Genomic DNA, 26,360 nt, shown 5'->3' with positions numbered 1-26,360 from the left:
TACTGACATACAGGGAACAACATGCACTGTAGGAGCGGCTTTAGCCGCGATGCAGGCAACGCGGTATCTGGCACCCGCTTCGCGGGTGATCGCGGCTAAAGCCGCTTCTACTGAGCGAACAGGCCAGTGAGGCCAGCACAACACTGCTGGCCTCACGCACCCTTGATCACTCCGGCTTCGCCGCCTTGGCCTTCAAACGCGCCAGCACATCGTCAGCGCCGCTGTTGCTGGCCCCGATGCCGGCTGCCTTCAGGCGCGCTTCCAAGTCACTGCCATCGGCCTTGCCCGCCAGCTCCGCCGCCGCTTCCAGCTCGGCGGCGCGCTCGCTCTGGCGCTTCTTGATGCGATCCAGCGAACCCACCGCCGTTTCCAGGCTGCCGTTGGCGCCACCGGTGGCCGAGGCCGCGCTCACTTGGGCGCGCTGCACGCTTTCGCGGGCCTTGATCAGGTCCACCTGCTGCTTGAGGCCCTTGATCTGGCCTTCGGTCTTGTTGACCGTGTCGCTCAGGGTCTTCACCGAAGCGCCGAACTGGTCGGCCAGCGCCTGTTCGGAATCGCGCTGGTTGGTCAGGTCGGCGATGCGCGCCGCGCATTCGTGGGCCAGGCCTTCCTCGCCCTTGTCCAGGGCGGCGATGGCTTTCTGCTCCCAGTCGCCGATGGTCTTGTTGAACTCTTCGATGCGCTGCTGCGCGGTCTTGTGCTTGGCCATGATCTTGACCAGCTGGTTGCGCGCATCGATCAGGTTGTTGTCGGCGTCGCGGATCTCCTGGTCGAGGATGCGCAGGGCTTGGGAGTCGACAATTGCCTCACCGACTTCCGAAGCGCCGCCACGCAGGGCGGTGACGATCTTTTTCAACAGGCTCATGGGGAATCTCCGGAAAATCAGTGGGTGAAGTAGACGTCGAAATCGTCGGCGGCGGTGATGACATTTTCCGCCAGGGTCTGGATTTCCTGGACGATGTTGTCCAGCGACGAGGCGGCGCTCAGGGCGCCGAACATGGTGTACACCGACTCGCCCGAAGGCAGCGTGTGCAGGCCGATCGACGACAGCGGGAACACGTCGCGGGTACGCAGCACCGCGTCGTTGAATGCGGCACGGTCCTTGACCTGGCTCGCCGCCACCAGCAGCGTGTCGACCAGGATCTGCTCACCGGCCACGGCGATGTAGAGCGGCAGGCCGTCCAGCTCGTGTATCTCCAGTTTCAGGCTGGGCTCGGCACCCTGCTGCAGGGACAGGCCGATCGCACCTGTACGCACTTCGTCCAACTCGCGCAGGGCGCTGTGCAGCGTATCGATCGTCCAGTTGCTGTGCTCGGTCATGAAATCCTCCGTTCTGACCTGTTTGCCCGCGAGGGGCTGGCGTAATGCCTTCTCGATGCCGCGCAAGGCGGCGGCGTGCTCGGGCAGGATCCACAACTCGCGCTTGACGTAGCCTGCGGCCTTGAGCCGGGCACGCATGTCTCGCATATAGTCGGTGGAGCTTTTCTTGCCTGCCATCGAGGGTATCCTTTTCTCACATGTGAGGAACGGTACGCCTGCTTTGTGACGGTATCAAGTGGGGGTTGCGCTTTCGAGGTGTTCGTCGTTGGAGTTGCAGTGCCCATGAGATCGAGCGCCGCCCGCGCGGCGCATCGCGGATGAATCCGCTCCTACACAGGTGCAGCCCGAAAAATCGCGTCGTGCCAACAAAGCGGACAACCATGGCCTATCAGGCATAGGCACGTTGCAACAAATGTAGGAGCGGATTCATCCGCGATGCGCCGCGCGGGCGGCGCTCGATCTCGAGAACACTGCAAATCCCGAGACAGGCACCCAAAGCCCCAGAAAACACCGTCCCGTAGGACCGGGTTAACCCTGGGTTAATGAACCACGGCCAGCATGGTCCCCTTCAATGCGCTGCCAAGGCCTCGACATGCGTGTGCTCCTGCTGTTCCTGACATTCCTGCTCGCCGGCCCGCTCCAGGCCAATCCCTTCGCCGTCAAGCCGGACTTCCTGCCGGTCGACCAGGCCTTCGTGCTGACCCACGACCGCCTGCCAGACGGCCAGATGCGCCTGCACTTCCAGATCAAGGACGGCTACTACCTCTATCAAAAGCGCCTGAAGTTCGATGGCCTGCCTGCCGACCAGCACCCCGCGCTGCCGCCGGCCCTCAACCACCACGACGAGTTCTTCGGCGACAGCGCGGTCTACCGCGAGCAGCTGGAACTCCTGCTGCCGGCCAGCGCCAGCGGCGAACTGCGCCTGGGCTGGCAGGGCTGCGCCGACGCCGGCCTGTGCTACCCACCGCAGACCACGCCCATCCCGCTTGGCGGCGCGACGCCGGCAGCGGACACGGCGCAGGCCAGCGACCAGGCCCTGGCCAGCGGCCTGCAACAGTCCACCCTGGCCTGGAGCCTGCTGGCGTTCTTCGGCCTGGGCCTGCTGCTGGCCTTCACCCCCTGCTCGCTGCCCATGCTGCCGATCCTCGCCGGGCTGGTCCTGGGCAACGGCGCCAGCGCCCGGCGCGGCTGGCTGCTGGCCGGGGTCTACGTACTGAGCATGGCGCTGGTGTACGCCGCCTTGGGGGTGGTCGCCGCACTGCTGGGCGCCAGCCTGCAGGCCTGGTTGCAGCAACCCTGGCTGCTGGGCAGCCTGGCGGCGCTGTTCGTGCTGCTCGCCCTGCCGATGTTCGGCGCCTTCGAACTGCAACTGCCCGCCGCCCTGCGCGACCGCCTGGACCGCGCCGGGCAAGGCACCCGGGGCGGCAACCTGTATGGCGCGGCGCTGCTCGGCGCCCTGTCGGGCCTGTTGCTCGGCCCCTGCATGACCGCCCCGCTGGCCGGCGCCCTGCTCTACATCGCCCAGAGCGGCGACATGCTGCAAGGCGCGCTGGTGCTGTTCAGCCTGGGGCTGGGCATGGGCGTGCCGCTGCTGTTGCTGGTGACCCTGGGCAACCGCTACCTGCCACGCCCGGGCGCCTGGATGAACCGGGTCAAGGGGGTGTTCGGCTTCGTGTTCCTGGCCATGGCCCTGTACACCGTGCGCACCCTGCTGCCCGAACCGCTGCTGCTGGCCCTGGCCGGGGGCTGGCTGATCGCCCTGGGCTGGGCGACCTGGCCGGCCCTGCACGCATTACCGGCCCTGCGCGCGGTGCCGCTGCTGGGTGCATTGTGGGGGGGCCTGCTGCTGGTCGGTGCCGCGGCTGGTGGCAATGACCTGTGGCAACCGCTGCAGCCATTCACCGGCCAAGCTGGCGGCCCGGCAAGGGTCGATGCCCACGATACCTTCGTCACCGTCAGCGCGCCCGCCGACCTGCAACGCGAACTCGATGCCGCCGAGGCCCGTGGCCAGTGGGTGATGCTGGACTACTATGCCGACTGGTGCGTGTCGTGCAAGGTGATGGAAAAGCAGGTATTCGCCCGCCCTGACGTACTCGCCAGCCTGGCCGGCGTTCACCTGGTCCGCCTGGACGTGACCGCCGACACACCGGCCAGCCGCGAACTGCTGCAGCGCTACCAGGTCCCCGGCCCGCCCAGCCTGATCTGGATCGGCCCCGAAGGCGAGGAACGCCGTGCCCAGCGCATCACCGGCGAAGTCGACGCCGCCGGTTTCCTGAAGCACTGGGCCCAGACCAGGAGTCAAGGCTGATGCTGACCGTTACTCTCGGGCCATTGACCATGGCCCTGAACCACCTGCTGCTGCTCGCGGCCCTGGGTATCGCCAGCCTGGTGGGCTGGCGCGTGGCCAGGCGCGGCGGCGAGAACCCCGAGTCGGCGCTGTTCAACCTGTTCCTGCTGGGCCTGCTGTTCGCCCGCCTGGGCTTCGTGCTGGCCTACTGGCCGATGTACCGCGACGACCCGCTGCAGATCATCGACATCCGCGATGGCGGCTTCCTGCTCTGGGGCGGCCTGCTGGGCGTGGTGCTGGGCACCGCCTGGCAGGCATGGCGCCGCCCGGGCCTGCGCAGGCCACTGGGCTGGGCGTTGTTCAGCGGCGCGCTGTTCTGGGGGCTTGGCAGCCTGGCCAGCCACCTCTACAGCAAGGGCACCGAACTGCCGCAGATGACCCTGCGCGACAGCCGCGGCCAGGCCGTGGCCCTGCACCACTACCGTGGCAAGCCGCTGGTGATCAACATCTGGGCCACCTGGTGCCCACCCTGCCGCCGCGAGATGCCGGTGCTGCAACAGGCCGAGGACGACTACCCCCATGTGACCTTCCTGTTCGTCAACCAGGGCGAAACCCCGGAAAACGTCAGCACCTTCATGGCCACCACCGGCCTGATGCTGTCCCATGTGCTGTTCGACGGCACCGGCGAGCTGGCCCGCCGGGTCGGCTCCATGGCCCTGCCCACCACCCTGTTCTACAACGCCGATGGCCGGCTGGTCGGCAGCCACCTGGGCGAACTGTCGCGCGCCAGCCTGCGCCACGCCCTGGAACCCTTCGAACGCGCCGACGCGCCCGCCCCACAAGGAAACTGACATGCGATTGAATGCGCTGCTGCCCCTGACCCTCGCCCTGCTCGCCGCCCCCGTGCTGCAAGCGGAAGAGCTGCCCAAGCCGATCCAGCAACTGCAGGCCAAGGGCGCCGTGATCAAGGGCAGCTTCGACGCCCCCAACGGCCTGCGCGGCTATGCCGCCGAGTACCACAACAACGGCATCGCCCTGTACCTCACGCCAGACGGCAAGCATGTGCTGGTGGGCAGCCTGTTCGACGAGCAAGGCAAGGACCTCAGCGCCGAGCCGCTGGAGAAGCTGGTGTACGCGCCCATGAGCAAGGCGATCTGGGCGAAGATGGAAAAGGCCGCCTGGATCCAGGACGGCAAGGTCGATGCGCCGCGTATCGTCTACCTGTTCAGCGACCCCAACTGCCCGTACTGCAACATGTTCTGGGAGCAGGCGCGGCCGTGGGTGGAATCGGGCAAGGTGCAGTTGCGCCACATCATGGTCGGCATCATCCGCGAGGACAGCCCGGGCAAGTCCGCCGCCCTGCTGGCCGCCAAGGACCCGGCCAAGGCGTTGCAAACCCACGAGAAGGCTGGCAAGGCCAGTACCCTGAAAGCCCTGGAGAAGGTGCCCGAGGCAGTGCAGAAGAAGCTCGAAGGCAACATGGCGCTGATGGAAGAGCTGGGGCTGGCGGCGACGCCGGCGATCTTCTACCAGGATGAGAAGGGCCAGTTGCAGAGCCAGCAAGGGGCGCCGCGACCGGAGATGCTGGGCAAGATTCTCGGCAAGCGCTGAGCCTGTTCCGGCCCTTTCGCCGGCAAGCCGGCTCCTACAGGATGCGATACCCGTAGGAGCCGGCTTGCCGGCGAACCCGTCAGAGCGCTTCCAGCTCCGCCATCAGGTCACTCAAGCGATCGACCTTGTCATCGTCCAGCGCACTGCCCTGCAGCCCCTGCACATAGGCGGCCAACTCTTCCACCGTGCTGCACTCGAACATCGCCCGCAACGGCACGTTCAAACTCAATGCCTTCTGCACCCGCGAGGCGATCTGCGTGGCCAGCAGCGAATGCCCGCCCAGCTCGAAGAAGTTGTCGCGCACCCCTACCCGCTCGGCCTTGAGCACATCGGCCCAGATACCGGCAAGGGTCTCCTCCAGTTCGTTGCGCGGCGCCAGGTAGGCCTGGCTGTGCTGGCCACCGATGTCGATGGCCGGCAACGCCTTGCGGTCGAGCTTGCCGTTGGCGTTGTGCGGCAGGCTGTCGAACCAGCCCCAGTGCAGCGGCACCATGTATTCCGGCAACTCGGCACGCAGCCGTTGCTTGAGCTGATCGAGCAACGAAGCATCGGCCTCGACCCCCTGGTGCGCCACCAGGTAGCCGACCAGGTGCTTGCCGTTGGCGCCCTCCTGCACGCCCACGGCGGCATCGCGCAGTTCCGGCTGTTCGTGCAGGCGCGCCTCGATCTCGCCCAGCTCGATGCGGTAGCCGCGAATCTTCACCTGATGGTCGATACGGCCGACATACTCCAGCACGCCATCCGGACGGCGGCGGGCCAGGTCGCCAGTGCGGTACAGGCGCTCACCCGGCGCACCGTAGGGATGCGGGATGAAGGCCTGCGCGGTGCGCACCGGGTCGCCGACATAACCTCGGCCCACGCCAGTGCCGGCGACGCACAGCTCGCCCACCGCGCCCAGCGGTACCAGGGCCTGATCCTCGCCCAGCAGGTAAAGGCGATTGTTGTCGGTCGGCATGCCGATCGGCAGGTAGCTGCCCTGGGTCGACTCAAGGTCCACGCGGAAGAACGCCACATCGTCCGAGCACTCCGCCGGGCCATAGGCGTTGACCAGGCCGATGGCCGGATACCGCTGCAGCCATTGCGCGGCCAGTTCCGGTGGCATCGCCTCGCCGGTCGGCAGCATCCAGCGCAGGCCGTCAAGGGCCTGGTGGTCGTTGGCCAACATGCCCTGGATCAGCGACGGCACGCTTTCCAGCACAGTGATGCCGGTGGCCTGTACGTGAGCCAGCAAGCCTTGCGGATCATGGGCGATGGCGTTCGGCACGATCTCCACCTTGGCCCCGAACAGCGGCGCGGCGAGGAACTGCCACACCGAGATGTCGAAGCTTTGCGAGGCGGTCTGGGCGATCACATCCTGCTCGTCGAGGGCCAGGTATGGCACCTTGCTCAACTGGTTGTTGAGCATGCCGCGCTGCTCGACCATCACGCCCTTGGGCAAGCCGGTGGAGCCCGAGGTGTAGATCACGTAGGCGAGGTTATCCGGGCCGCTGTGAATGCCTGGGTTGTGGCTGGCGACGTTGCTCGCCTGCACCTCTTCCCACACCAGCAGCTTGGGCCGCACCGCCCCGGCCACTTCATCGAGCAGTAGTCGTGCCTGCTCGGCGCAGGCGGCGCTGCACACCAGTACCGGCGTGCGGCTCAGCTCGACGATGCGTTGCAGGCGCGCCGACGGCAAGCCTGGATCCAGCGGCAGGTAGCCAGCGCCCGCCTTGAAGCTGCCGACGATCATGCCCAGCAATGCCAAGCCCCGCTCGGCCAGCAGCGCCACCGGCTGGTCGACGGCCACACCTGCCGCGACCAGGGCATGGCCCAGGCGGTTGGCCGCCAGGTTAAGCCCGGCATAGTCGAACGCGGCGTCCAGGCAACGGGCAACGGTGCGTTGCGGATGGGCGGCGACCCGCGCCTCGAACAGCTCGACATAGCTCTGCTCCAGCTGATAGGCATGCTCGGTGCGGTTGCAGTCGTCGAGCAGGAAACGCTGCTCTTCGGCACCCAGCAGCGGCAGCTCGCCCACCTCCCCTTCGAAGCCCTCGACCAGCGCCAGCAACAGGCGCTTGAACTCGGCCAGCAGGCGCTCGACAGTCGGGTAATCGAAGTAGCGCTGGTCGAACGACAGGTGCAGGCCCAGGTCGTCGCCCGGGTAGCACACCGCAGTCAGCGGGAAATTGGTGTGGGTGCGGCCCGAATCGGAGCTGGCGTTCAGGTGCTGGGCGTGGTCGAGCACGGCGGTTTCCACCGGGGCGTTCTCGAACACGAACAGGCTGTCGAACAGCGGCTGGCCCTTGGGCAGCTCGCTGCACTCCTGGATCGCCACCAGCGGCAGGTACTCGTACTCGCGCAGCTGCATGTTGCGGTCCAGCAAACCTTGCAGCCACTGGCGCACGCTGGCGCGCTCGCCGGGCTGCGGCAACTGCACGCGCAGGGCGATGCTGTTGATGAACAGGCCGACCGTGCGCTGCATCTGCGGCAGGCTCACCGGGCGCCCGGCCACGGTGACGCCGAACACCACGTCGCGCTCGCCGCTGTAGCGTGCCAGGGTCAAGGCCCAGGCCGCCTGGGCGAAGGTGTTGACGGTCAACTGGTGGGCCTGGGCCAGCTCGCGCAGGCGGGCACCCTCGGCAACGTCGAGGCGGGTGTAGCAATCGCCGACCACCATGCCATCGCCGGCATGGTCATGGCGCAGCGGGCGGTCGCTGGGGATTGCCGTGGCGCGTTCGAAACCGGCCAGGTTGTCCTGCCACCACTGGCGCGCCTCGCCCAGGTCCTGGCGCTGCAACCAACCGATATAGTCGCGGTAGCGCGGCGGCACCGGCAGTTGCGCCTGGCGGCCTTCGCCGAGGGCCTGGTAGAGCTCGAAGAAGTCGTTCATCAGCAGCGAACGGCACCAGGCATCGATGAGGATGTGGTGGTTGCTCATCATGAACCAATAGCGCGCGTCGCCCACCCGCACCAGGCGCAGGTGGAACGGTGCCTCGCGCAGCAGCTCGAAGCCGGCCTCGCGCTCCTGCTTGTGCAGGGCCTGCAGGCGCGCCTCCTGGGTGGCCTCGTCGAGGCCGCGCCAGTCCTGGTAGTCCACCGGCGTGTGGCCCGGCTTGTGGATGATCTGCAGCATCGCTTCGCCGGCGTTCCAGCTGAACGACGCGCGCAGGGCTTCGTGGCGCGCCACCACGGCCTGCCAGGCCTGGGCGAAGCGCTCGGGGTCCAGGGCGCTGTTGATGCGATAGCGGTCCTGCATGTAGTACAGGCCGGTGCCCGGCTCCAGCAGGGTGTGCAGCAGCAGGCCTTCCTGCATCGGCGTCAGCGGGTAGACGTCCTCGATCTCGGCGGCCGGTACCGGCAACCCGTCGATCTGCTCCTGGCTCAGTTGCGCCAGCGGGAAGTCCGATGGCGTGAAGCTGCCATTGCCATCCACCAGGCAGTGAGCAATCAGGGCCAGCAGTTCCTGGCGATAGGCCTCGGCCAGGGCGGCGATGGTTGCCTCGTCGTAACGCTCGGCGCTGAAGCTCCAGCGCAGTTGCAGGGCGCCGCCGTAGACCTGGCCGTCGACACTGAGCCAGTTGGGCAGCGGCGCATCCAGGTCATGGGCCAGGCCGGCCGGGGCGTCGAGCGGCTGGAACAGCGCGGCCGTATCGAACTGCTGGTCGAACTGACCGAGGTAGTTGAAGGTGATGCGCGCCTGGGGCAGCGCGGCCATGCGCTCACGGTCGGCGTCATCGGCCAGGTAGCGCAGCACGCCGTAGCCCTGCCCTTTGTGCGGCACCTGGCGCAGTTGCTCCTTGATGCGTTTGATCGACGCCGCGCGGGCCGGCTCGTCCTCGCCCACGGCGGGGGTCAGGCTCAGCGGGTAGGCGTTGGTGAACCAGCCGACACTGCGGGTCAGGTCCATGTCCTCGAACAGCCCGTCACGGCCATGGCCTTCCAACTGCACCAGCACTTGTTCATCGCCACTCCAGCGGCACAGCGTACGGGCCAGGGCGGTCAGCAGCAGGTCGTTGACCTGGGTGTGATAGGCCGCCGGGGCCTGTTGCAGCAACTGACGGGTCTGCTCTACATCCAGATCGATGGCCACGCTGCGCGCATGACGATTCAGGTTCTCGCCTTGCGGGTGATCGCACGGCAGTTCATGGCGGGCACAGCCCAACTGGCCTTCCCACCAAGCCAACTCGTCACACAGCGAGTCGCTGCCAGCATAGCTGGCCAGGCGCGCGGCCCAGTCGCCCATGGCGTGGGTCTTGGCCGCGAGGGTTTCGCCGCGATACAGCGCCTGCAAGTCTTCCAGCAGCACACGCCAGGACACACCGTCGACCACCAGGTGGTGGATCGCCAGCAACAGGCGTTGCGCGCCCTGCCCGTCGGTCACCAGCAGCGCGCGCAGCAGCGGTCCCTGTGCCAGGTCGAGGCTGCGCTGCACATCGGTGCAGAGCGCCTGGCACTCATCGAAGTCGGCAACCGTGGCCGTCCACAACAGCGGTTGGGCCGTCGGCTGGCCATAGCTGCCCAGCCAACGTCCATTGTGCTGCTCGAAGTGCAGGCGCAGGCTGTCGTGATGCGCCACCAGCACGTTCAAGGCCTGCTCCAGTACCCCGGCTTGCAAGGGCTGAAGCACCTGCAGCAAGACAGCCTGGTTCCAGTGCTGCGGCTGCGGCACTTCGCTGTCGAAGAACCAGTGCTGGATCGGGGTCAGGCCGGTGCGCCCCTGGCGCTGGCCTTGTTCGATATCGCCAGGTGCCTCACTGCGAGTGACCACGGCGGCCAGGGTCTGGATGGTCTGGTGCTGGAACAGGTCGCGCGGGGTGAACTGCAGCCCCAGCTGACGAGCACGGCTGACCACCTGGATCGACAGGATCGAGTCGCCGCCCAGTTCGAAGAAGTTGTCCTGCACACCGATGCGCGAGACGTTGAGCACTTCGCGCCAGACCTGCGCCAGCTGGGTTTCCAGTTCGTTGGCCGGGGCCTGGTAGTGCTGGCGCGCCTGCTCCAGGTCCGGGGCCGGCAGCGCGCGGCGGTCGAGCTTGCCGTTGCCCATCAGCGGCAGGCGCTCGAGCAGCACCAGGTGCGCCGGCACCATGTAGTCCGGCAGGTGCAGGCGAGCCTCGGCCTTGACCGCTTCGCGCAGCGCGGCCTGGGCAGCCGGGTTGCCACTGGCCTGCGGGCAGACCAGGTAACCCACCAGTTGCTTGCCACCTGGCAGGTCGAGGGCCAGCACCACGGCCTCCTCGATATCGGCATGCTCCTGCAGGCGGCTTTCGATCTCGCCCAGCTCGATACGGAAACCGCGGATCTTCACCTGCTGGTCGGCACGGCCGACGTACTCCACCAGGCCATCGGCGCGCAGGCGCACCAGGTCGCCAGTGCGGTACAGGCGGCCACCGTCATGGCTGAACGGGTCGGCGACGAAACGCTCGGCGCTGAGCCCCGGGCGGTCGTGATAACCCTGGGCCAGGCCCGCGCCGCCTACATACAGCTCACCGATGCCACCTTGCGGCAGCAGGGCCAGGTCCTCGTCGAGGATATAGGCGGTGCGGGCACCGATCACCCGGCCGATCGGCACGCTGCCGGCATCGACGGGCAGCGTGTCCGGCGCCAGGCACGCCAGCGGCATGACCACGGTTTCGGTCGGGCCGTAGGCGTTGAAGAACTGCTGGGGCACGAAGGCCTGGCGAATGCGTTGCAGATGCTCGCCGGTCAGCGCCTCGCCCCCGGTGATCACCAGACGCACCGGCAGTTGCTCGCCCTGCCCGGCCAGATGCTGGGCCAGCTGGCTGCCGTAGCTCGGGGTGAAGCCGAGAATGCTCACCTGCTGCTCGCGCACCAGCTGGCAGATCTCTTCGGCGCCCCACTGGCCCTGGGCCCGCAGCACCACACGGGCGCCACACAGCAGCGGCGTCAGCAAGCGTTCGCTGGCGGCGTCGAAGTTGATCGAATAGAAGTGCAGCTCGCAGTCGTCGCTGCGCATGCCGAATTCAGCGATGACCGCCTGGCAGTGCATGGCGATCTCGCCATGGCTGACCACCACGCCCTTGGGCTTGCCGGTGGAGCCGGAGGTGTAGATCAGGTAGGCCTGGTGCTGCGGCAGGTTGAGGTTGTCCAGCGGCGCGTCGCTGTAGGCGGCCAGGCTGGCGGCATCGTCCTCCAGGCTCCAGCGGGCGACGCCCTCGGGCAGCTCGCCCAGAGTGTCGAGCAGCCCGCGCTGGCCGATCAACAGCCCGAGGCGGCTGTCCTCGATCATGTAGCGCAGGCGATCGAGCGGGTACTCAGGGTCCAGCGGCACATAGGCGCCACCGGCCTTGAGAATGGCCAGCAGGCCGACCACCATCTGCAGCGAACGCTCCAGCGCCAGGCCCACCCGCACCTGCGGGCCGACCCCGCGCTCGCGCAGGGCGCGGGCCAGGCGGTTGGCCTGCTGGTCGAGCTCGGCGTAGCTCAGGTGGGTGCCGGCGAAGGTCAGCGCCAGCGCCTGCGGCGTGCGCTCGGCCTGGGCGGCGAACAGGCCGTGGAGCGTCTGGGTGAGTTCGAAGTCCTGCTCGCCCTGGAGCTGGCCGACCAGCACCTGCTGCTCGGCCTCGGCCAGCATTGGCAACTCGCACAGGCGCTGCCGAGGGTTGTCGAGCAAGGCCACCAGCAAGTGCTGCCAGTGCTCGGCCATGCGCGCGATGCGCGGCTCGTCGAACAGGTCGCGGCTGTAGGTGAAGCAGCAGCCCAGGCGGCCGTCGAGGTCGGTGACTTCCAGGTACAGGTCGAACTTGGTGGCGCTGGCATCGTTGACCAGGTAGTCCACCTGCATGCCCACCAGCTCACGGCTCTGTTGGAAGGCCCAGCGCTGCACGTTGCACATCACCTGGAACAGCGGGTTGTAAGCGCTGGAGCGCGGCGGTTGCAGCGCTTCGACCAGTTGTTCGAACGGCAGGTCCTGGTGCGACTGGCCGTCGATGATGGCCTGGCGCACCTGTTCGAGCAGCGCGTCGGCGCTCATCTGCCCATCCACCTCGCAACGCAGTACCTGGGTGTTGAGGAAGGCGCCGATCAGCCCTTCGCTTTCCGGGCGGATGCGGTTGGCCACCGGCGCGCCGATGCGCAGGTCGCGCTGGCCGCTGTAGCGGTGCAGCAGCGCAGCCAGGGTGGCGGTCATGGTCATGAACAAGGTCAGGCCGCGCTGGCTGTTGAACCCGTGCACGCGTTCGACCAGTGCCGGGGCCAGGTCGAACCGGTACAGCTCGCCACGGTGGCTCTGCACCACTGGGCGCGGGCGGTCGGCCGGCAAGGCCAGCACGGGGTGCTCGTCGCCCAGGCGGTCTTTCCAGTAGGCCAGCTGGCGCGCGCCCTCGCCGCCCTCCAGCCACTGGCGCTGCCAGACGCTGTAGTCGAGGTACTGCACCGGCAGCGGCGCCAGCGGCGACTCGCGCTCGTCGACGAAGGCCTCGTACAGCTCGCCCAGCTCGCGGGCGAAGATGTCCATGGCCCAGCCTTCGGTGACGATGTGGTGCAGGGTGAGCACGAAGTAGTGCTCGCGCTCGTCGGCCTTGACCAGGCAGGCGCGCAGCAGCGGGCCGCGCTCCAGGTCGAAGGGCTGGTGCGCCTGGTCGTCGGCCAATTGCTGCAGGCGTTGCTGGCGAACCTCGGCGGCGTCGCTGCTGAAGTCGTGCCAGTGCAGCTGTAGATTGCTGTCGCCCGCCACGCACTGGTAAGGCTTGCCGTCGATGCTCGGGAAGGTGGTGCGCAGGGTTTCATGGCGCACGATCAGGGCCTGCAGGGCGCGCTCGAAGGCGTCCACATGCAGCACACCCTTGAACCGTGCCATGCCGCCGACGTTGTACGCCGGGCTGCCCGGCTCCATCTGCCAGAGGAACCACATGCGCTGCTGCGAGTACGAAAGTGGCACGGCCTGGCGGCGGTCGACACGGGCGATCGCGCCTTGCAGGTTGCGTTCGCCACTGGCTTGTAGGCGAGCGATCTCGGCGCAGAAGGCGCCCAGCTCGCGGGTTTCGAACAGCGCCTTGAGCGGCAGCTCGACATCCAGCGCCTGACGGGTGCGCGAAACGATCTGGGTGGCCAGCAGCGAGTGGCCGCCGAGGGCGAAGAAATCATCCTGCAAACCGACCTGCGGCAGGTTCAGCACCTCACGCCAGATGGCCGCGACCTGCCGCTGCAATTCACTGTGCGGCTCGACATGCTCGCGCTGCTGCCACACCGGCGCCGGCAGAGCCTTGCGGTCGACCTTGCCACTTGGGCCCAGGGGCATCCGCGCCAGGTGGATCAGTTGTGCCGGTACCATGTACGCCGGCAGACGCTCGGCCAGGGCAGCCAGCAACCCGTCGTTCTGCGCGCCCCCGCTGTAGTAGCCAACCAGTTGGGCGCCAACGGCGTCCCGGTGGATCAGCACCAGGGCCTGCTCGACCCCTGGCTGGGCCAGCAGCACGGCCTGCACCTCCTCCGGTTCGACGCGGAAGCCACGCACCTTGACCTGCTGGTCGAGACGACCGAGGTAGTCCAGGGCTTCACCTGGCACATGCCAGCGGGCACGGTCGCCACTGCGGTACAGGCGTGCGCCGTCGCCGTCGGGCTGGGGCACGAAACGCTCGGCGGTCAGCCCTGGGCGGCCCAGGTAGCCACGGGCCAGGCCCACGCCCCCCAGGCACAGCTCACCCGGCACGCCGGGGGCGGCAAGTTCGAATTCATCGTCCAGCACCCGGCACAGCACATTGCCCAGTGGGCGGCCAATCGGTGAACGTTCGCCATCGCTGCCCTGGCAATGCCAGTGGGTGACGTTGATCGCGGTTTCGGTCGGGCCATAGCGGTTGTGCAACTGGGCCTGCGGCAACAGTTGCAGCACACGGTCACGCAGCGCGGCGGACAGTGCCTCGCCACCAGAGAACAGCCGGCGCAGGCTGGTGCAGCCGGCGGCCAACGGTTCCTGGACGAACACCTGCAACAGCGGCGGCACGAAGTGCAGCGTGGTCACCTGGTGCTGCTGGATCAGCTGGGCGATGCGCTGCGGGTCGCGGTGCTCGCCGGGGCCGGCCAGCACCAGTTGGCAACCAGTGATCAGCGGCCAGAAGCATTCCCACACCGAGACGTCGAAGCTGATCGGCGCCTTCTGCATGAGCACATCGGTGGTGTCCAGCGCATAGGTCGCCTGCATCCAGTGCAGGCGCTCGGCCAATGCGGCATGGGTATTGCCGACGCCCTTGGGCTGGCCAGTGGAGCCGGAGGTGTAGATCACGTAGGCGAGGTTGTCGCCGTGCAGGTGCAGGCCGGGGGCCTGGCTTGGCCAGCTGTCCAGATGAAGCTGGTCGAGGGCGATGGCGCTGACACCATCGACCTGCGGCAGGCGCTCGAGCAGGCCGCTGTGGCTGAGCAGCAGGTTGGCCTGGCAGTCGCCCAGCATGTACGCCAGGCGCTCGGCCGGGTAGTCGACATCCAGCGGCACGTATGCGCCACCGGCCTTGAGAATGGCCAGCAAACCGACCAGCAGTTGCGGCGAACGCTCGATGGCGATGGCCACGCAGGTGTCCGGGCCGACGCCCTTGTCGCGCAGGTAATGGGCCAGGCGGTTGGCCTGCTGGTGCAGTTCGGCGTAGTCGAGCTGGCCACCCTCCCACACCAGCGCGGTGCGCTCAGGGGTCAGGCGAGCCTGCTCGTTGAGCTGCTCGACCAGCAAGCGTGGCGCGGCCGCCATCGGCGCCTGCCCCCAGGCCAGCAGCTGCGCGCGGCCCTCCTCGTCCAGCAGGCGCACGTCGCCCAGGGCCAACGCCGGCTGGGCGCAGACTTGCTCCAGCAGGGCCAGCAGGTGATTGGCCAGGCGCTTGATGGTGCTGGCGTCGAACAGTTCGTCGGCATAGTCGAAGGCCAGGCTCAGGCGGCCCTGATGATCCTCTTCGCTGTGCAGTTGCAGGTCGAACTTGGCCTCGCGGCTGTGCCACGGCAGCTCTTCGGCGAGCAGGCCGGGCAGGCGGCGCAGGGCCGAAAGGTCACGTTGCTGGTGGTTGAACATCACCTGGAACAGGCCCTGCTCACGGGCCTGGGGCAAGGCTTCGAGCAATTGCTCGAACGGCAGGTCCTGGTGGGCCTGGGCCTCGAGCGTGGCTCGGCGCACCTGGGCCAGTAGCTGCTCGAACGGCAGGCGCCCCTCGAGCTCGGCGCGCAGTACCTGGGTGTTGATGAAGAAGCCGACCAGGCCCTGGGTTTCCAGGCGCGGGCGGTTGGCGTTGGGCACACCGACACGGATATCGCCTTGGCCCGTGTAGCGGTGCAGCAGCGCTTGCCAGCCGGCCAGCAGCACCATGAACAGGCTGGCCTGCTGGTCGCGGGCCAGGTCTTTCAGGGCGCCGCCGAGCTTGGCCGGTACCTTCAGGCTCAGGCGCGCCGCGCTGTGCTTGCGTTGGTTGCCGCGTGGCTGGTCGGTGCTCAGGTCAAGCACCGGCAGTTCATCGCCCAGCGTGTCGGCCCAGTACGCCAGTTGCCGGGCGGCCTCGCCCTCGGCCAGCCACTGGCGCTGCCAGTTGCCGTAGTCGGCGTAGCCCAGGGGCAGCTCGGCCAGGTTCGCGGCCTGGCCTTGCGCGGCATACAGGCGGGCGAACTCGTCGAGCAGGATGTTCAGCGACCAGCCATCGGCGACGATGTGGTGCAGGGTCACCCACAGTTGATGGGTTTCGTCGTCCAGGCGCGCCAGGGTGACCCGCAGCAGCGGGCCGACACGCAGGTCGAACGGTTGCTGCGCTTCACGCTCGCGACGGGCAGCCACGTCCTCGGCATCCAGCCCTTCCAGGTCGAGCCTCGTCACGGTGAGCGGCGAACTCGGCAGGATACGCTGCAGTGCCTGGCCATCGCTCTCGTCGAACACGGTGCGCAGGGACTCGTGGCGTGCAACCAGGGCCTGGAAGCTCGCCTCAAGCGCGGCTTCGTCCAACTCGCCACGCAGGTGCAAGCCGGCAGGAATGTTATAGGCGGCCGATTGCGGCTCCAGTTGCCACATCAGCCACAGGCGATTCTGTGCCAACGATTGCGGCAAGGCCTGGCCGCGGCCTTGCAGGGCAATGCGCCCGACACCCTCGCCGCCTTCGGCGAGGATGGCCGCCACCGCCGCCGAGTACTCGGCCAGGGTCGGCGCCTCGAACAGCGTGCGCAGGCTCAGCGCCATGCCCAGTTCATCGGACAGGCGCGCGGTCACCTGGGTCGCGGCGATGGAGTTGCCGCCCAGCAGCAGGAAGTGATCGTCGGCCGCCACGGCTTCGACCTTGAGCAGGTCGCGCCATACTGCGGCGATGCACGCCTGCAGGTCGTCACCCTCGGTTTCACCGGTCGATGCCTGGGCCTGTGCCGGGAAGCGCGCATAGCAATCCAGGCCGCCGTCGTTCATGCGCAGGCGGCAGGCCGAGCGCTGCAGTTTGCCGCTGGAGGTCTTGGGCAACGCGCCCGGGTTGAGCAGCAGCACCACCGCCGGCGCCTGGCGGCAGGCATCGGCGATGACCCGGCGCAGGGTGTTGATCAGTGCCTCGGGCGGTGTCGACTTCTGCACGTTGCGGCTGATCTCCACCGCCACGCCAATGCCCTCCTCGCCCTGATCGTCGACGGCGAACACCGCGACACGGCCCTTGCGCAGCACCTCGACCTCACGCTCCAGGGTCTTTTCCAGGTCTTGCGGGTAGAGGTTCTGGCCACGGACGATGAGCATGTCCTTCAGCCGCCCGGTGACGAACACTTCGCCGTCACGCATGAAGCCCAGGTCGCCGGTGCGCAGCCAGGTCTGGCCGTCCATCTCGACGAAGGTGCGGGCGCTGGCTTCGGGGTTGCGCCAGTAGCCAAGGGCGATGCTCGGGCCGCCGGCCCAGATCTCGCCGACGCAGTTGTCGCCCAACACCTCCAGGCGTTGAGGCTCGACAACTTGCACCGCATGGCCCGGCTGCGGGTAGCCGCAGCTCATCAGCACACTGCCCTGGCCTGGCTCGGCGCGGTTGGCGGCGAAGGCCTCGGCATCCAGTTCCAGGGCGCCGATGCCCTGGCCACGACGGCTGCCGCTGACGAACAGGGTGGCCTCGGCCAGGCCGTAGCTGGCGAAGAAGCTGCTGGCTTGGAAACCACAGGCGGCGAATTTCCCGGCAAAGGTTTCGAGGCTGTCCTGGCGGATCGGCTCGGAGCCGGAATAAGCCACGCGCCAGCGGCTCAGGTCGAGCCCGGCCAGCGCGGCCTCGCTGACCCGTTCGCTGCACAGGCGGTAGGCGAAGTCCGGGCCGCCGCTGATGGTGCCGCCGTACTCGCTGATCGCCTGCAACCAGCGCAACGGCCGGGCAAGGAAGTAGCCCGGCGACATCAGCACGCACGGCACACCACTGAAGATCGGCTGCAGCAGGCCGCCGATCAGCCCCATGTCGTGATACAGCGGCAACCAGCTGACGATGACGTCGTCGGGGTTCACATCGATGCCGAAGCCGTGACGGATCAACTGCTCGTTGGCCACCAGGTTGCCGTGGCTGACCTGCACGCCCTTGGGTAGCGCGGTGGAGCCGGAGGTGTACTGCAGGAAGGCGATGTCATCCCCCGCCAGCGCCGGCTCGCGCCACTGGTCCGCGAGCACCGGGTCCAGCCGGTCCACCGCCAGCAAGCCAGGGGCTTGGCTGCCGGTGAGCGCTTCCAGCCCCTGCAAACTGCCGCGCAGCGCTTCTACTGTCAGCAGCAGGCGCGGTTCGGCGTCGGCGATGATCGACAGCAGCCGCTCCTGATGGTGCTGGCGCGACGACTCCGGCGGATAGGCCGGCACAGCGATGACCCCGGCGTAGAGGCAGCCGAAGAACGCCGCGACATAGTCCGGCCCACTGGGGAACAGCAGCACCGCACGGTCGCCGAAACCTGCCCTGGCCTGCAACGCGGCCGCGATGGTCCGTGCGCGCTGGTCGAGGTCCCGGTAGCTGAGCACGGCCTGCTCGCCGGGCGCGTCGGCCAGGAAGCGCAAGGCGATCCGGTCCGGGGTCTGGGCGGCGCGTTGCGCCAGGGCCTGGACCAGCGAGTGCGGGAGTTCGAAGGCGTCCGTCATGGAATGTTCCTGCCAGTGTCTGGGTAAGTCGTGCCAGAGCGGCGCCCCGCCCATCAGGGCAGGCGGCGCTCGGCAGCCGGATGTACACAGGGGAACGGATGGCCCGGGGAAGAAATTAGCTTGGCCGGCCCGAAGGGCGGGACGCGACCGACGGGAAAAGTTGAAGGCCGTCACAGCCCGCGGCTTAGAACCAAACGCAATGCAAAATCATTAACTTTCGTATTTGACAATCATTATCATTCTGAATAGCTTGTCGCACGTCGTAGGAAGCCTCCTAGTTTGGTGTGCTCCCTTTTTCCACAGAGACAAGGTGATTTCCATGGCGGAACAACTATCCACAAGTAAGTGCGATTCACCACTGCTCCAGGCGTTCGTCGACAACCGCAGCATCCTGGTCAAGATCGCCGCGCGCATCACCGGTTGCCGGTCCCGCGCCGAGGATGTGGTGCAGGACGCCTTCTTCCGGCTCAGCGCCGCCCCGCAGATCACCTCGTCGTTCAAGGCCCAGCTCAGCTACCTGTTCCAGATCGTGCGCAACCTGGCCATCGATCACTATCGCAAGCAGGCCATGGAGCTGAAGTACTCGGGCAGCGAAGAGGAAGGACTGAACGTGGTCATCCAGAATGCCTCGCCCGAAGCCACCCATATCAACCTCGCCACCCTCGAGCACATCGCCGACGCCCTCAACGAACTGCCCCAGCGCACCCGCTACGCCTTCGAGATGTACCGCCTGCACGGGGTACCGCAGAAGGACATCGCCAAGGAGCTGGGGGTGTCGCCGACGCTGGTCAACTTCATGATCCGCGATGCGCTGATCCATTGCCGCAAGAGCAGCCGCCTGGGCTGATTGCCAACATCACGATCGCTTCGCCAGCAAGGCTGGCTCCTACAGGGATCTCACCCACCTGTAGGAGCCAGCCTTGCTGGCGAACGCGTCTTACACCAATTTGCAGCGTTCGAAGAACCGCTCCCGCCCCAGAATCATCAGCGCCGCCCGCTTGTGCGGGAAATCGAACTCCTTCTCGCAGTGGAAGCACTGGTCGTGCATGTAGCCGATCATCTTGCCGTTGTCGGCCCGCGGCTCGGCCACCACGCGCTGGGTGCGCGGGTCGTCGAGGAACAGGTAGTGAACCAGCGCCGACAACCAGCTGGCCACCTTGTGTGGGCCACGGTGCGCCTCCTCCCCCACCAGCATGTGAATGCCACGGTCGTAATCGTCGGCCGGATAGAACGGCGCGATGCGGTCCTCCTTGGCCCAGTAGGCTTCGAAGTAGGCAAAGGGTTCGTCATCGAAGCAGCCAATCAAGGTCAGGGTATGCGGATCGGCTTCCAGCTTGGCCAGGTACGCATGGTGCTGGGCGAGGGAGCCGCCTTCCTGCCAGAAGTGCGCGACCCGTGGGGTGTTCTGCCAGCGATTGAACCGCTCAAGGTCCTGGTCGATTTCCAGGGTACGCAGTGACACCCAGGCCCCGAGACGCGTATCGAAGCGCCGATACACCTCACCCTGCGGCTTGGGCCCGCGCCGCGGGTGGCGCTTGCCGTTGCTGATCTGCATAAGCTGGGGGTAGGCCCCGGCAACGGACTCGCCCAGCCAAGGCTGGGGCAATTGCCAGAACAGGGTACGCTCACAGAAATATTCGCCCGGCCGTTCACCGACCACCAACAGCCCGCTGGCCAGCGCCTGCGGTATCGGCTGCGGCAGTTGCCAGGCCAGTCGCGGGCAGGCCGGGTCACGGCACAGCAACCAGTAGCAGGCGGCCCACAATGCCTGCTCCGGGCGTTCCGGGCACAGTTGCTCGAGGTGGACTTCAAGTCGGGCTGCCGCCACCAGACGCACCTGGATCAATGGGCGACCTTCAAGGGTCAGGCTCAGGCGGCAATCGCCCTCGTCGGCCTGCAGGCTGTGCCAGCGGGGTGCACAAGAAGGCTGCGAAGCGGCATCGAACGGCATGGTCATGGCTCACGGGAATGAAATAAAGGCTCACTCCTGAATACGTGGCCACACCCGTGGAATTTAGTCGTGGGGTTTTTCCACGGTGATCTGGTAAGGCTGGAAGATGCGCAGCAATTCACCGTTCTCGCGCAGGCGACGCATCAGCGCGGCAAAGGCTTCGGGGCTGATCGGCGCGTCGGGGCGCAGCAAGGCGTAGTGATGGTAGACCTGGTCGACCCGCTGCGAGGCCATCAACTGGCCGCTGCTCTGCGGGTTGCGCTTGAGGAAGTCGCTCAGATACGAGCGGGTGACCAGGGCGATGTCGGCACGCCCACGCTCGACCATCGACAGGTTGCTGTCGTGGGAGTAGGTCAGTGCCGCCCGGTAGCGCTCCTTCAGATACGCTGGGTCGGCGTTGAAATCGGCGAAGGCGTAGTGGTAGCCGTTGAACAACGCCAGGCGCTTGCCTTCCAGGTCGTCGAAATAGTGCTGGTCGCGCCCCGCCTGCGGCCGGGCGACAAAGATCTCGGCATCCTCGAGCCCCATGTCCACCGCCTTGTGGGCGATCCCCTGCCAGCCCCACTGTGGGTTCTCGAAGATCGCCATGTCGGTGCGCCCCTGCTGGAAGTCACCGAAGCGCCGCGGAATCGAAGTGGGCACCAGCACGAAGCGGTAACCGGGTTGCAGTTTGTTCAGTGCCTCGACCAGTTGCGGCAGCAGGCCCGTGTCGGCGCCCTGCTCCGGGCGCACGGTGTAGGGCGGGAAATGCGCCGCGCCGATTTTCACGTCGACCGCCTCGTCGGCCCGGGCCACGGCACTGAGCAACAACGCGGCGAACAGCAGCAGGGAGGACGACACCTTGAGGCGGGGCAGTGGGATCAAGTCGAGACACTCATCACGGGTTGTGGCCTTAATCCACCTAAGCTAGGCGTTTTCCCGGGCGGGCACAACCGCCGGATATGCCAAAGTGCCAGGGGATGCCGTTCACCGCGACTTTGGCTACGCTCTACGGGCCTGCGTGAAGGGTCCTTGCGAGACGCCGCAGGCTACTGTGCATTGATAGGGAGCCTGGCATGGGCCACTGGTTGGTGATCGACCTGGAAGCCACCACCGATGACGGCGGCTGGCCAGTCACGGAGATGGAAATCATAGAAATCGGCGCAAGCCTGGTTACCCGCGAAGGCCGCGAGGTCGACCACTTCCAGCGCTTCGTGCGGCCCAGGCGGCGGCCGCAGCTGACGCCATTCTGCCGCGAGCTGACCCATATCAGCCAGGCCGATGTCGACAACGCCGCACCGTTCAGCGAGGTCTGGGGGCAGTTCGAGCGCTGGTTGCAGAACCACCAGACGCAACTGCAAGCCTGGGTGAGCTGGGGCGACTACGATCGCAAGCAACTGCTGCAGGAATGGCAGTTGCACCATGTCGACAGCCTGTTGCTGCAACTGCCACACATCAACCTCAAGCAGCGCTTCGCCAAGGCCCGCCACCTGCAACGCCCGGCGGGGCTGAACAGCGCCCTGCAACTGGCCGGGCTGCAGTTCTCCGGGCAGCAGCATCGGGCCCTGGAGGATGCCCGCAACACGGCTCGCCTGCTGCCCCTGAGCCTGCCGCTGGGCGGTGCCTGAAACAGATGACGCACGGGCAGGCCTTGGGCATACTGGCCAGCCCTTTTTTCAGCCCTTTTCCAGGAGTCGCCCCATGTTCAAGGTCAATGAATACTTCGATGGCACCGTCAAGTCGATCGCCTTCGAAGGCCAGGAAGGTCCGGCCACCGTGGGCGTGATGGCCCCGGGCGAATACGAGTTCGGCACCGCCAAGCGCGAGATCATGCACGTGGTCTCCGGTGCCCTGACCGTCAAGCTGCCGGGCAGCGACAACTGGGAGAAGTTCGCGGCAGGCAGCCAGTTCAACGTGCCGGCCGACAGCAAGTTCCAGCTGAAGGTGGCTGTGGATACCGCCTACCTGTGCGAGTACCGCGACTAAGCAAGCCATTTCCGGGCAGGTAGGCTTTAGCCGCGATGCAGGCAACACGATGCCTGGCACCCGCTTTGCGGGTGATCGCGGCTGAAGCCGCTCCTACAGGGGGGGTGCCAATACGGTGCTCTTCATGAGAGGAACCCCGCCACCCGCTCCGCCGCGGCCTGCAGATGCTGCTCATGGCTGAACCCGGAAACCTTCAGCGGCTTCAGGTCATGATCCGCCGCCGCCAGCCAGCTCACCTCTATCGCTGGCGATAATACGTACCCCTCCACCGCCTCACGATTGCCCAGGGCATCGCGTTCCCCCTGGATGATCAGCGTGCGCGTGCGCAGCCCCGCCAGGTGCTCGACCCGCGGTTTCTCCGGCTTGCCCACCGCGTAGAACGGATAGCCCAGGCACACCAGGGCATCGGCCCCCAGTTCATCGGCCAGAAGACTGGCCATGCGCCCGCCCATGGACTTGCCACCAATGGCCAGCGGGCCTGCGACCAATGGTCGCACCTGGTCGTACACATTGCGCCAGCATTCCAGCAACACCTTCTGCGGATTGGGCGGCCGCCTGCCGCCGTCGACACGGCGCTGGGCCATGTACGGAAACTCGAAGCGCACCACCCCTACCCCTTGCCCCGCCAGCCTTTGCGCCATGTCCTCCATGAACCCGCTGTCCATCGGCGCACCCGCGCCGTGGGCCAGGATCAGGCAACCGCGGTAACCGCGATCGGCCGAGATTCGTGGAGGATCGCAGCGCAAGCCTGGGACATTTCCGATCTTCGCCCATTGATCCCCGTCAATACCGGCACTTTGCCCATTACTCATGCTTGCCTCGCTGTTTAGCCTGCCTATAACCGTGGATGGGAACCCATACATGAACACAACCAGCAGTACCGCCTACAACTACCAGGTGGTCCGCCAATTCGCCATCATGACGGTGGTGTGGGGCATCGTCGGGATGGGGCTCGGCGTCTTCATTGCCGCCCAGCTCGCCTGGCCCGCCCTCAACCTCGACCTGCCGTGGACCAGCTTCGGCCGCCTGCGACCCTTGCACACCAACGCGGTGATCTTCGCCTTCGGCGGCTGTGCCCTGTTCGCCACCTCGTATTATTCGGTGCAACGCACCTGCCAGACCACCCTGTTCGCGCCGCGCCTGGCCGCGTTCACCTTCTGGGGCTGGCAACTGGTGATCCTGCTGGCGGCGATCAGCCTGCCACTGGGCTACACCAGCACCAAGGAATACGCCGAACTGGAATGGCCGATCGACATCCTGATCACCATCGTCTGGGTGGCCTATGCCGTGGTGTTCTTCGGCACGCTGATGAAGCGCAACACCAAGCACATCTATGTGGGCAACTGGTTCTTTGGCGCCTTCATCCTGACCGTGGCGATCCTGCATATCGTCAACAACCTGGAAATACCGGTCAGCCTGACCAAGTCCTACTCGGTCTACGCCGGTGCCACCGACGCCATGGTGCAGTGGTGGTACGGCCACAACGCCGTGGGCTTCTTCCTCACCGCCGGCTTCCTGGGGATGATGTACTACTACGTGCCCAAGCAGGCCGAACGCCCGGTGTATTCGTATCGCCTGTCGATCGTGCACTTCTGGGCGCTGATCACCCTGTACATCTGGGCCGGCCCCCACCACCTGCACTACACCGCCCTGCCGGACTGGGCGCAGTCGCTGGGCATGATCATGTCGCTGGTGCTGCTGGCCCCGAGCTGGGGCGGCATGATCAACGGCATGATGACCCTGTCGGGGGCCTGGCATAAGCTGCGCAGCGACCCGATCCTGCGCTTCCTGGTGGTGTCGCTGGCGTTCTACGGCATGTCCACCTTCGAAGGCCCGATGATGGCCATCAAGACCGTCAACGCCCTGTCCCACTACACCGACTGGACCATCGGCCACGTCCACGCCGGCGCCCTGGGTTGGGTGGCGATGATCTCGATCGGCGCGCTGTACCACACCATCCCGAAAGTGTTCGGCAAGGAGCGCATGTACAGCCTCGGGCTGATCAACGCGCACTTCTGGCTGGCCACCATCGGCACCGTGCTCTACATCGCCTCGATGTGGGTCAACGGTATCGCCCAGGGCCTGATGTGGCGCGCGGTCAACAGCGACGGCACGCTGACCTACTCGTTCGTCGAAACCCTGGTGGCCAGCCACCCCGGCTTCGTCGTGCGCTTCGTCGGCGGCGCGATCTTCCTCAGCGGCATGTTCCTGATGGCCTGGAACACCTGGCGCACCGTGCGTGCCCCCGCCGCCGAGCAAGCCACCGCCAACGCCCAGCTGGCTTGAGGAGTAGAGCCTGATGAACCATGAAGTCGTTGAGAAAAACATAGGCCTGATGGCCCTGCTGATGGTGTTCGCCGTCAGCATCGGCGGCCTGACGCAGATCGTCCCGCTGTTCTTCCAGGACGTCACCAACAAGCCGGTCGAGGGCATGAAGCCCTACACCGCCCTGCAGCTCGAAGGCCGCGACATCTACATCCGCGAAGGCTGCGTGGGCTGCCACTCGCAGATGGTCCGGCCATTCCGCGCCGAGACCGAGCGCTACGGCCACTACTCGGTGGCCGGCGAGAGCGTGTGGGACCACCCGTTCCTGTGGGGCTCCAAGCGCACCGGCCCGGACCTGGCCCGTGTCGGCGGCCGCTACTCGGACGACTGGCACCGCGCGCACCTGTACAACCCGCGCAACGTGGTGCCCGAGTCGAAGATGCCGTCCTACCCGTGGCTGGTGGCCAGCCAGGTCGACAACAGCCACACCGACGTCAAGATGCGCGCCCTGCGCACCTTGGGTGTGCCTTACACCGACGACGACATCGCCGGTGCCAAGGACGCGGTCAAAGGCAAGACCGAGATGGACGCGCTCGTGGCCTACCTGCAGGTGCTCGGCACCGCGATCAAGAACAAGAGGTGAATGCGATGGACATCGACATCGGCATGATCCGCGGCCTGGGCACCCTGGTGGTGATGATCGCCTTCATCGGCCTCTCGCTCTGGGTGTTCAACCGTCGCCGCGACCGTGATTTCGCCGAAGCGCGCCTGCTGCCCTTCGTCGACGACCGCCTGCCCCCTGCCGGGCAGGAACCTGCTGCCATGAGGAGTACTCGGCAATGACCACCTTCTGGAGTACGTACATCAGCGTACTGACCCTCGGCAGCCTGATCGGCCTGACCTGGCTGCTGCTCGCCACCCGCAAGGGCCAGAGCAGCGACACCACCGACCAGACCATGGGCCACAGCTTCGATGGCATCGAGGAGTACGACAACCCGTTGCCAAAATGGTGGTTCTGGCTGTTCGTCGGCACCCTGGTGTTTTCGGTGGGCTACCTGATCCTCTACCCGGGCCTGGGCAACTGGAAAGGCATCCTGCCCGGCTACGAGAATGGCTGGACCCAGGTGGACGAGTGGCAGAAGGAGATGGACAAGGCCGACGCCAAGTTCGGGCCGATCTTCGCCAAGTACGCCGCCATGCCGGTGGAGGACGTGGCCAAGGATCCGCAGGCGCTGAAGATGGGCAGCCGGCTGTTCGCCTCCAACTGCTCGGTATGCCACGGCTCGGACGCCAAGGGCTCCTACGGTTTCCCCAACCTGACCGACAAGGACTGGCGCTGGGGCGGCGAGCCGGAGACCATCAAGGCTTCGATCATGAACGGCCGCCACGGCATCATGCCCGGCTGGGCCACGGTGATCGGCGAGCAGGGCGTGGCGGATGTGGCAGCGTTCGTGCTGACCAACCTCGACGGCCGCACCCTGCCGGCGGACGCCAAGGCCGACCCGGCCAAGGGCAAGGAGCTGTTCGCCACCAACTGCGTGGCCTGCCATGGGCCTGAAGGCAAAGGCACCCCAGCCATGGGCGCGCCCAACCTGACCCACCCGCAGGCGTTCATCTACGGTTCGAGCTTCGCCCAGCTGCAGCAGACCATCCGTTATGGCCGTCAGGGCCAGATGCCGGCGCAGCATGACATCCAGGGCAACGACAAGGTCCACCTGCTGGCGGCCTATGTGTATAGCCTGTCGCAGGATCAAGCAGCGGAAACCGTAACCGCCAAGTAACACCTCGTGACGCGACTGCACTAACTTCATGCGCGAACCCTGTAGGAGCGGCCTTGTGCCGCGAAAGGGCCGCAAAGCGGCCCCGGCGATCTTCATTCAATACTGAAATCCCGGGGCTGCTACGCAGCCCTTTCGCGGCACAAGGCCGCTCCT

At 66.7% G+C, this 26,360-nt stretch carries 16 protein-coding genes; 10 read left to right on the top strand and 6 right to left on the bottom strand.

Translation table 11 applies throughout. The annotated features are described in order from the left end of the window. Positions 1 to 166: 166 nt before the first annotated feature. The gene (locus tag P5705_RS20745) at positions 167 to 865 is read right to left on the bottom strand and encodes a PspA/IM30 family protein (RefSeq protein ID WP_277462783.1); all 699 of its coding nucleotides are present in this window, start codon (positions 863 to 865) and stop codon (positions 167 to 169) included. A gap of 17 nt (positions 866 to 882) precedes the next feature. Beyond that, positions 883 to 1,497 (bottom strand): YjfI family protein, encoded by a 615-nt coding sequence (locus P5705_RS20740; protein WP_277462782.1) that lies wholly within the window; start codon positions 1,495 to 1,497, stop codon positions 883 to 885. 415 nt (positions 1,498 to 1,912) lie between these two features. Here P5705_RS20740 and dsbD point away from each other — a divergent pair, with 415 nt between their 5' ends. Genes dsbD through dsbG form a run of 3 tightly spaced genes read left to right on the top strand, consistent with a single transcriptional unit; the run spans position 1,913 to position 5,218 of the window. Further along, a complete protein-coding gene (gene dsbD / locus P5705_RS20735; RefSeq protein WP_277462781.1) occupies positions 1,913 to 3,628 on the top strand; it encodes a protein-disulfide reductase DsbD in 1,716 nt (571 codons plus the stop codon). After that, positions 3,628 to 4,458, top strand: a complete 831-nt coding sequence (locus tag P5705_RS20730; RefSeq protein ID WP_277462780.1) for a TlpA family protein disulfide reductase — start codon at positions 3,628 to 3,630, stop codon at positions 4,456 to 4,458. Before dsbD ends, P5705_RS20730 begins: the two co-directional genes overlap by 1 nt. Position 4,459: 1 nt before the next feature. After that, a complete protein-coding gene (gene dsbG / locus P5705_RS20725; RefSeq protein WP_277462779.1) occupies positions 4,460 to 5,218 on the top strand; it encodes a thiol:disulfide interchange protein DsbG in 759 nt (252 codons plus the stop codon). A gap of 79 nt (positions 5,219 to 5,297) precedes the next feature. On the opposite strand, the gene P5705_RS20720 is transcribed toward dsbG, so the two are convergent. After that, positions 5,298 to 18,245, bottom strand: a complete 12,948-nt coding sequence (locus tag P5705_RS20720; RefSeq protein ID WP_277462778.1) for a non-ribosomal peptide synthetase — start codon at positions 18,243 to 18,245, stop codon at positions 5,298 to 5,300. A gap of 319 nt (positions 18,246 to 18,564) precedes the next feature. On the opposite strand from P5705_RS20720, the gene P5705_RS20715 reads away from it, so the two are divergent. Continuing rightward, positions 18,565 to 19,092: an RNA polymerase factor sigma-70 gene (locus P5705_RS20715; RefSeq protein ID WP_011533064.1), complete on the top strand. Its 528-nt coding sequence runs from the start codon at positions 18,565 to 18,567 to the stop codon at positions 19,090 to 19,092. A gap of 90 nt (positions 19,093 to 19,182) precedes the next feature. Here P5705_RS20715 and P5705_RS20710 read toward each other — a convergent pair whose 3' ends face one another. Further along, positions 19,183 to 20,196 (bottom strand): GNAT family N-acetyltransferase, encoded by a 1,014-nt coding sequence (locus tag P5705_RS20710; protein ID WP_277462777.1) that lies wholly within the window; start codon positions 20,194 to 20,196, stop codon positions 19,183 to 19,185. A 63-nt stretch (positions 20,197 to 20,259) separates the two neighbouring features. Further along, complete coding sequence (locus P5705_RS20705; RefSeq protein WP_277462776.1) at positions 20,260 to 21,060, bottom strand: substrate-binding periplasmic protein; 801 nt, start codon at positions 21,058 to 21,060, stop codon at positions 20,260 to 20,262. Positions 21,061 to 21,251: 191 nt separating this feature from the next. Between P5705_RS20705 and P5705_RS20700 the strand changes: the two genes are divergently transcribed. Beyond that, complete coding sequence (locus tag P5705_RS20700) at positions 21,252 to 21,803, top strand: exonuclease domain-containing protein (RefSeq protein WP_277462775.1); 552 nt, start codon at positions 21,252 to 21,254, stop codon at positions 21,801 to 21,803. A 73-nt stretch (positions 21,804 to 21,876) separates the two neighbouring features. Then, the gene (locus P5705_RS20695) at positions 21,877 to 22,161 is read left to right on the top strand and encodes a pyrimidine/purine nucleoside phosphorylase (protein ID WP_011533060.1); all 285 of its coding nucleotides are present in this window, start codon (positions 21,877 to 21,879) and stop codon (positions 22,159 to 22,161) included. Positions 22,162 to 22,283: 122 nt separating this feature from the next. Here the strand turns inward: P5705_RS20695 and P5705_RS20690 are convergent, their stop codons facing one another. Then, the gene (locus P5705_RS20690) at positions 22,284 to 22,973 is read right to left on the bottom strand and encodes an alpha/beta family hydrolase (RefSeq protein ID WP_277462774.1); all 690 of its coding nucleotides are present in this window, start codon (positions 22,971 to 22,973) and stop codon (positions 22,284 to 22,286) included. A 49-nt stretch (positions 22,974 to 23,022) separates the two neighbouring features. Between P5705_RS20690 and ccoN the strand changes: the two genes are divergently transcribed. The 4 genes from ccoN to ccoP are packed head-to-tail and all read left to right on the top strand — an operon-like array spanning position 23,023 to position 26,207. Beyond that, the gene (ccoN, locus tag P5705_RS20685) at positions 23,023 to 24,447 is read left to right on the top strand and encodes a cytochrome-c oxidase, cbb3-type subunit I (RefSeq protein ID WP_011533058.1); all 1,425 of its coding nucleotides are present in this window, start codon (positions 23,023 to 23,025) and stop codon (positions 24,445 to 24,447) included. A gap of 13 nt (positions 24,448 to 24,460) precedes the next feature. Then, entirely contained in the window at positions 24,461 to 25,069 is a 609-nt protein-coding gene (gene ccoO / locus P5705_RS20680; protein WP_213660303.1) for a cytochrome-c oxidase, cbb3-type subunit II, read from the top strand. 5 nt (positions 25,070 to 25,074) lie between these two features. Further along, the gene (locus P5705_RS20675) at positions 25,075 to 25,269 is read left to right on the top strand and encodes a cbb3-type cytochrome oxidase subunit 3 (protein WP_011533056.1); all 195 of its coding nucleotides are present in this window, start codon (positions 25,075 to 25,077) and stop codon (positions 25,267 to 25,269) included. Beyond that, positions 25,266 to 26,207, top strand: a complete 942-nt coding sequence (ccoP, locus tag P5705_RS20670; RefSeq protein WP_277462773.1) for a cytochrome-c oxidase, cbb3-type subunit III — start codon at positions 25,266 to 25,268, stop codon at positions 26,205 to 26,207. The genes P5705_RS20675 and ccoP overlap by 4 nt, the downstream gene beginning before the upstream one ends. Positions 26,208 to 26,360 lie beyond the last annotated feature (153 nt).

It is taken from the genome of Pseudomonas entomophila (assembly GCF_029478665.1).
GTDB lineage: Bacteria > Pseudomonadota > Gammaproteobacteria > Pseudomonadales > Pseudomonadaceae > Aquipseudomonas > Aquipseudomonas entomophila_F.
This window is presented reverse-complemented; position numbering and strand designations above follow the sequence as displayed.

What these genes read in the sequence shown, in the direction of transcription:
- P5705_RS20745 (WP_277462783.1), bottom strand. Translation starts at nt 865, where the DNA reads ATGAGCCTGTTGAAAAAGATCGTCACCGCCCTGCGTGGCGGCGCTTCG.
- P5705_RS20740 (WP_277462782.1), bottom strand. Translation starts at nt 1,497, where the DNA reads ATGGCAGGCAAGAAAAGCTCCACCGACTATATGCGAGACATGCGTGCC.
- dsbD (WP_277462781.1), top strand. Translation starts at nt 1,913, where the DNA reads ATGCGTGTGCTCCTGCTGTTCCTGACATTCCTGCTCGCCGGCCCGCTC.
- P5705_RS20730 (WP_277462780.1), top strand. Translation starts at nt 3,628, where the DNA reads ATGCTGACCGTTACTCTCGGGCCATTGACCATGGCCCTGAACCACCTG.
- dsbG (WP_277462779.1), top strand. Translation starts at nt 4,460, where the DNA reads ATGCGATTGAATGCGCTGCTGCCCCTGACCCTCGCCCTGCTCGCCGCC.
- P5705_RS20720 (WP_277462778.1), bottom strand. Translation starts at nt 18,245, where the DNA reads ATGACGGACGCCTTCGAACTCCCGCACTCGCTGGTCCAGGCCCTGGCG.
- P5705_RS20715 (WP_011533064.1), top strand. Translation starts at nt 18,565, where the DNA reads ATGGCGGAACAACTATCCACAAGTAAGTGCGATTCACCACTGCTCCAG.
- P5705_RS20710 (WP_277462777.1), bottom strand. Translation starts at nt 20,196, where the DNA reads ATGCCGTTCGATGCCGCTTCGCAGCCTTCTTGTGCACCCCGCTGGCAC.
- P5705_RS20700 (WP_277462775.1), top strand. Translation starts at nt 21,252, where the DNA reads ATGGGCCACTGGTTGGTGATCGACCTGGAAGCCACCACCGATGACGGC.
- P5705_RS20695 (WP_011533060.1), top strand. Translation starts at nt 21,877, where the DNA reads ATGTTCAAGGTCAATGAATACTTCGATGGCACCGTCAAGTCGATCGCC.
- P5705_RS20690 (WP_277462774.1), bottom strand. Translation starts at nt 22,973, where the DNA reads ATGAGTAATGGGCAAAGTGCCGGTATTGACGGGGATCAATGGGCGAAG.
- ccoN (WP_011533058.1), top strand. Translation starts at nt 23,023, where the DNA reads ATGAACACAACCAGCAGTACCGCCTACAACTACCAGGTGGTCCGCCAA.
- ccoO (WP_213660303.1), top strand. Translation starts at nt 24,461, where the DNA reads ATGAACCATGAAGTCGTTGAGAAAAACATAGGCCTGATGGCCCTGCTG.
- P5705_RS20675 (WP_011533056.1), top strand. Translation starts at nt 25,075, where the DNA reads ATGGACATCGACATCGGCATGATCCGCGGCCTGGGCACCCTGGTGGTG.
- ccoP (WP_277462773.1), top strand. Translation starts at nt 25,266, where the DNA reads ATGACCACCTTCTGGAGTACGTACATCAGCGTACTGACCCTCGGCAGC.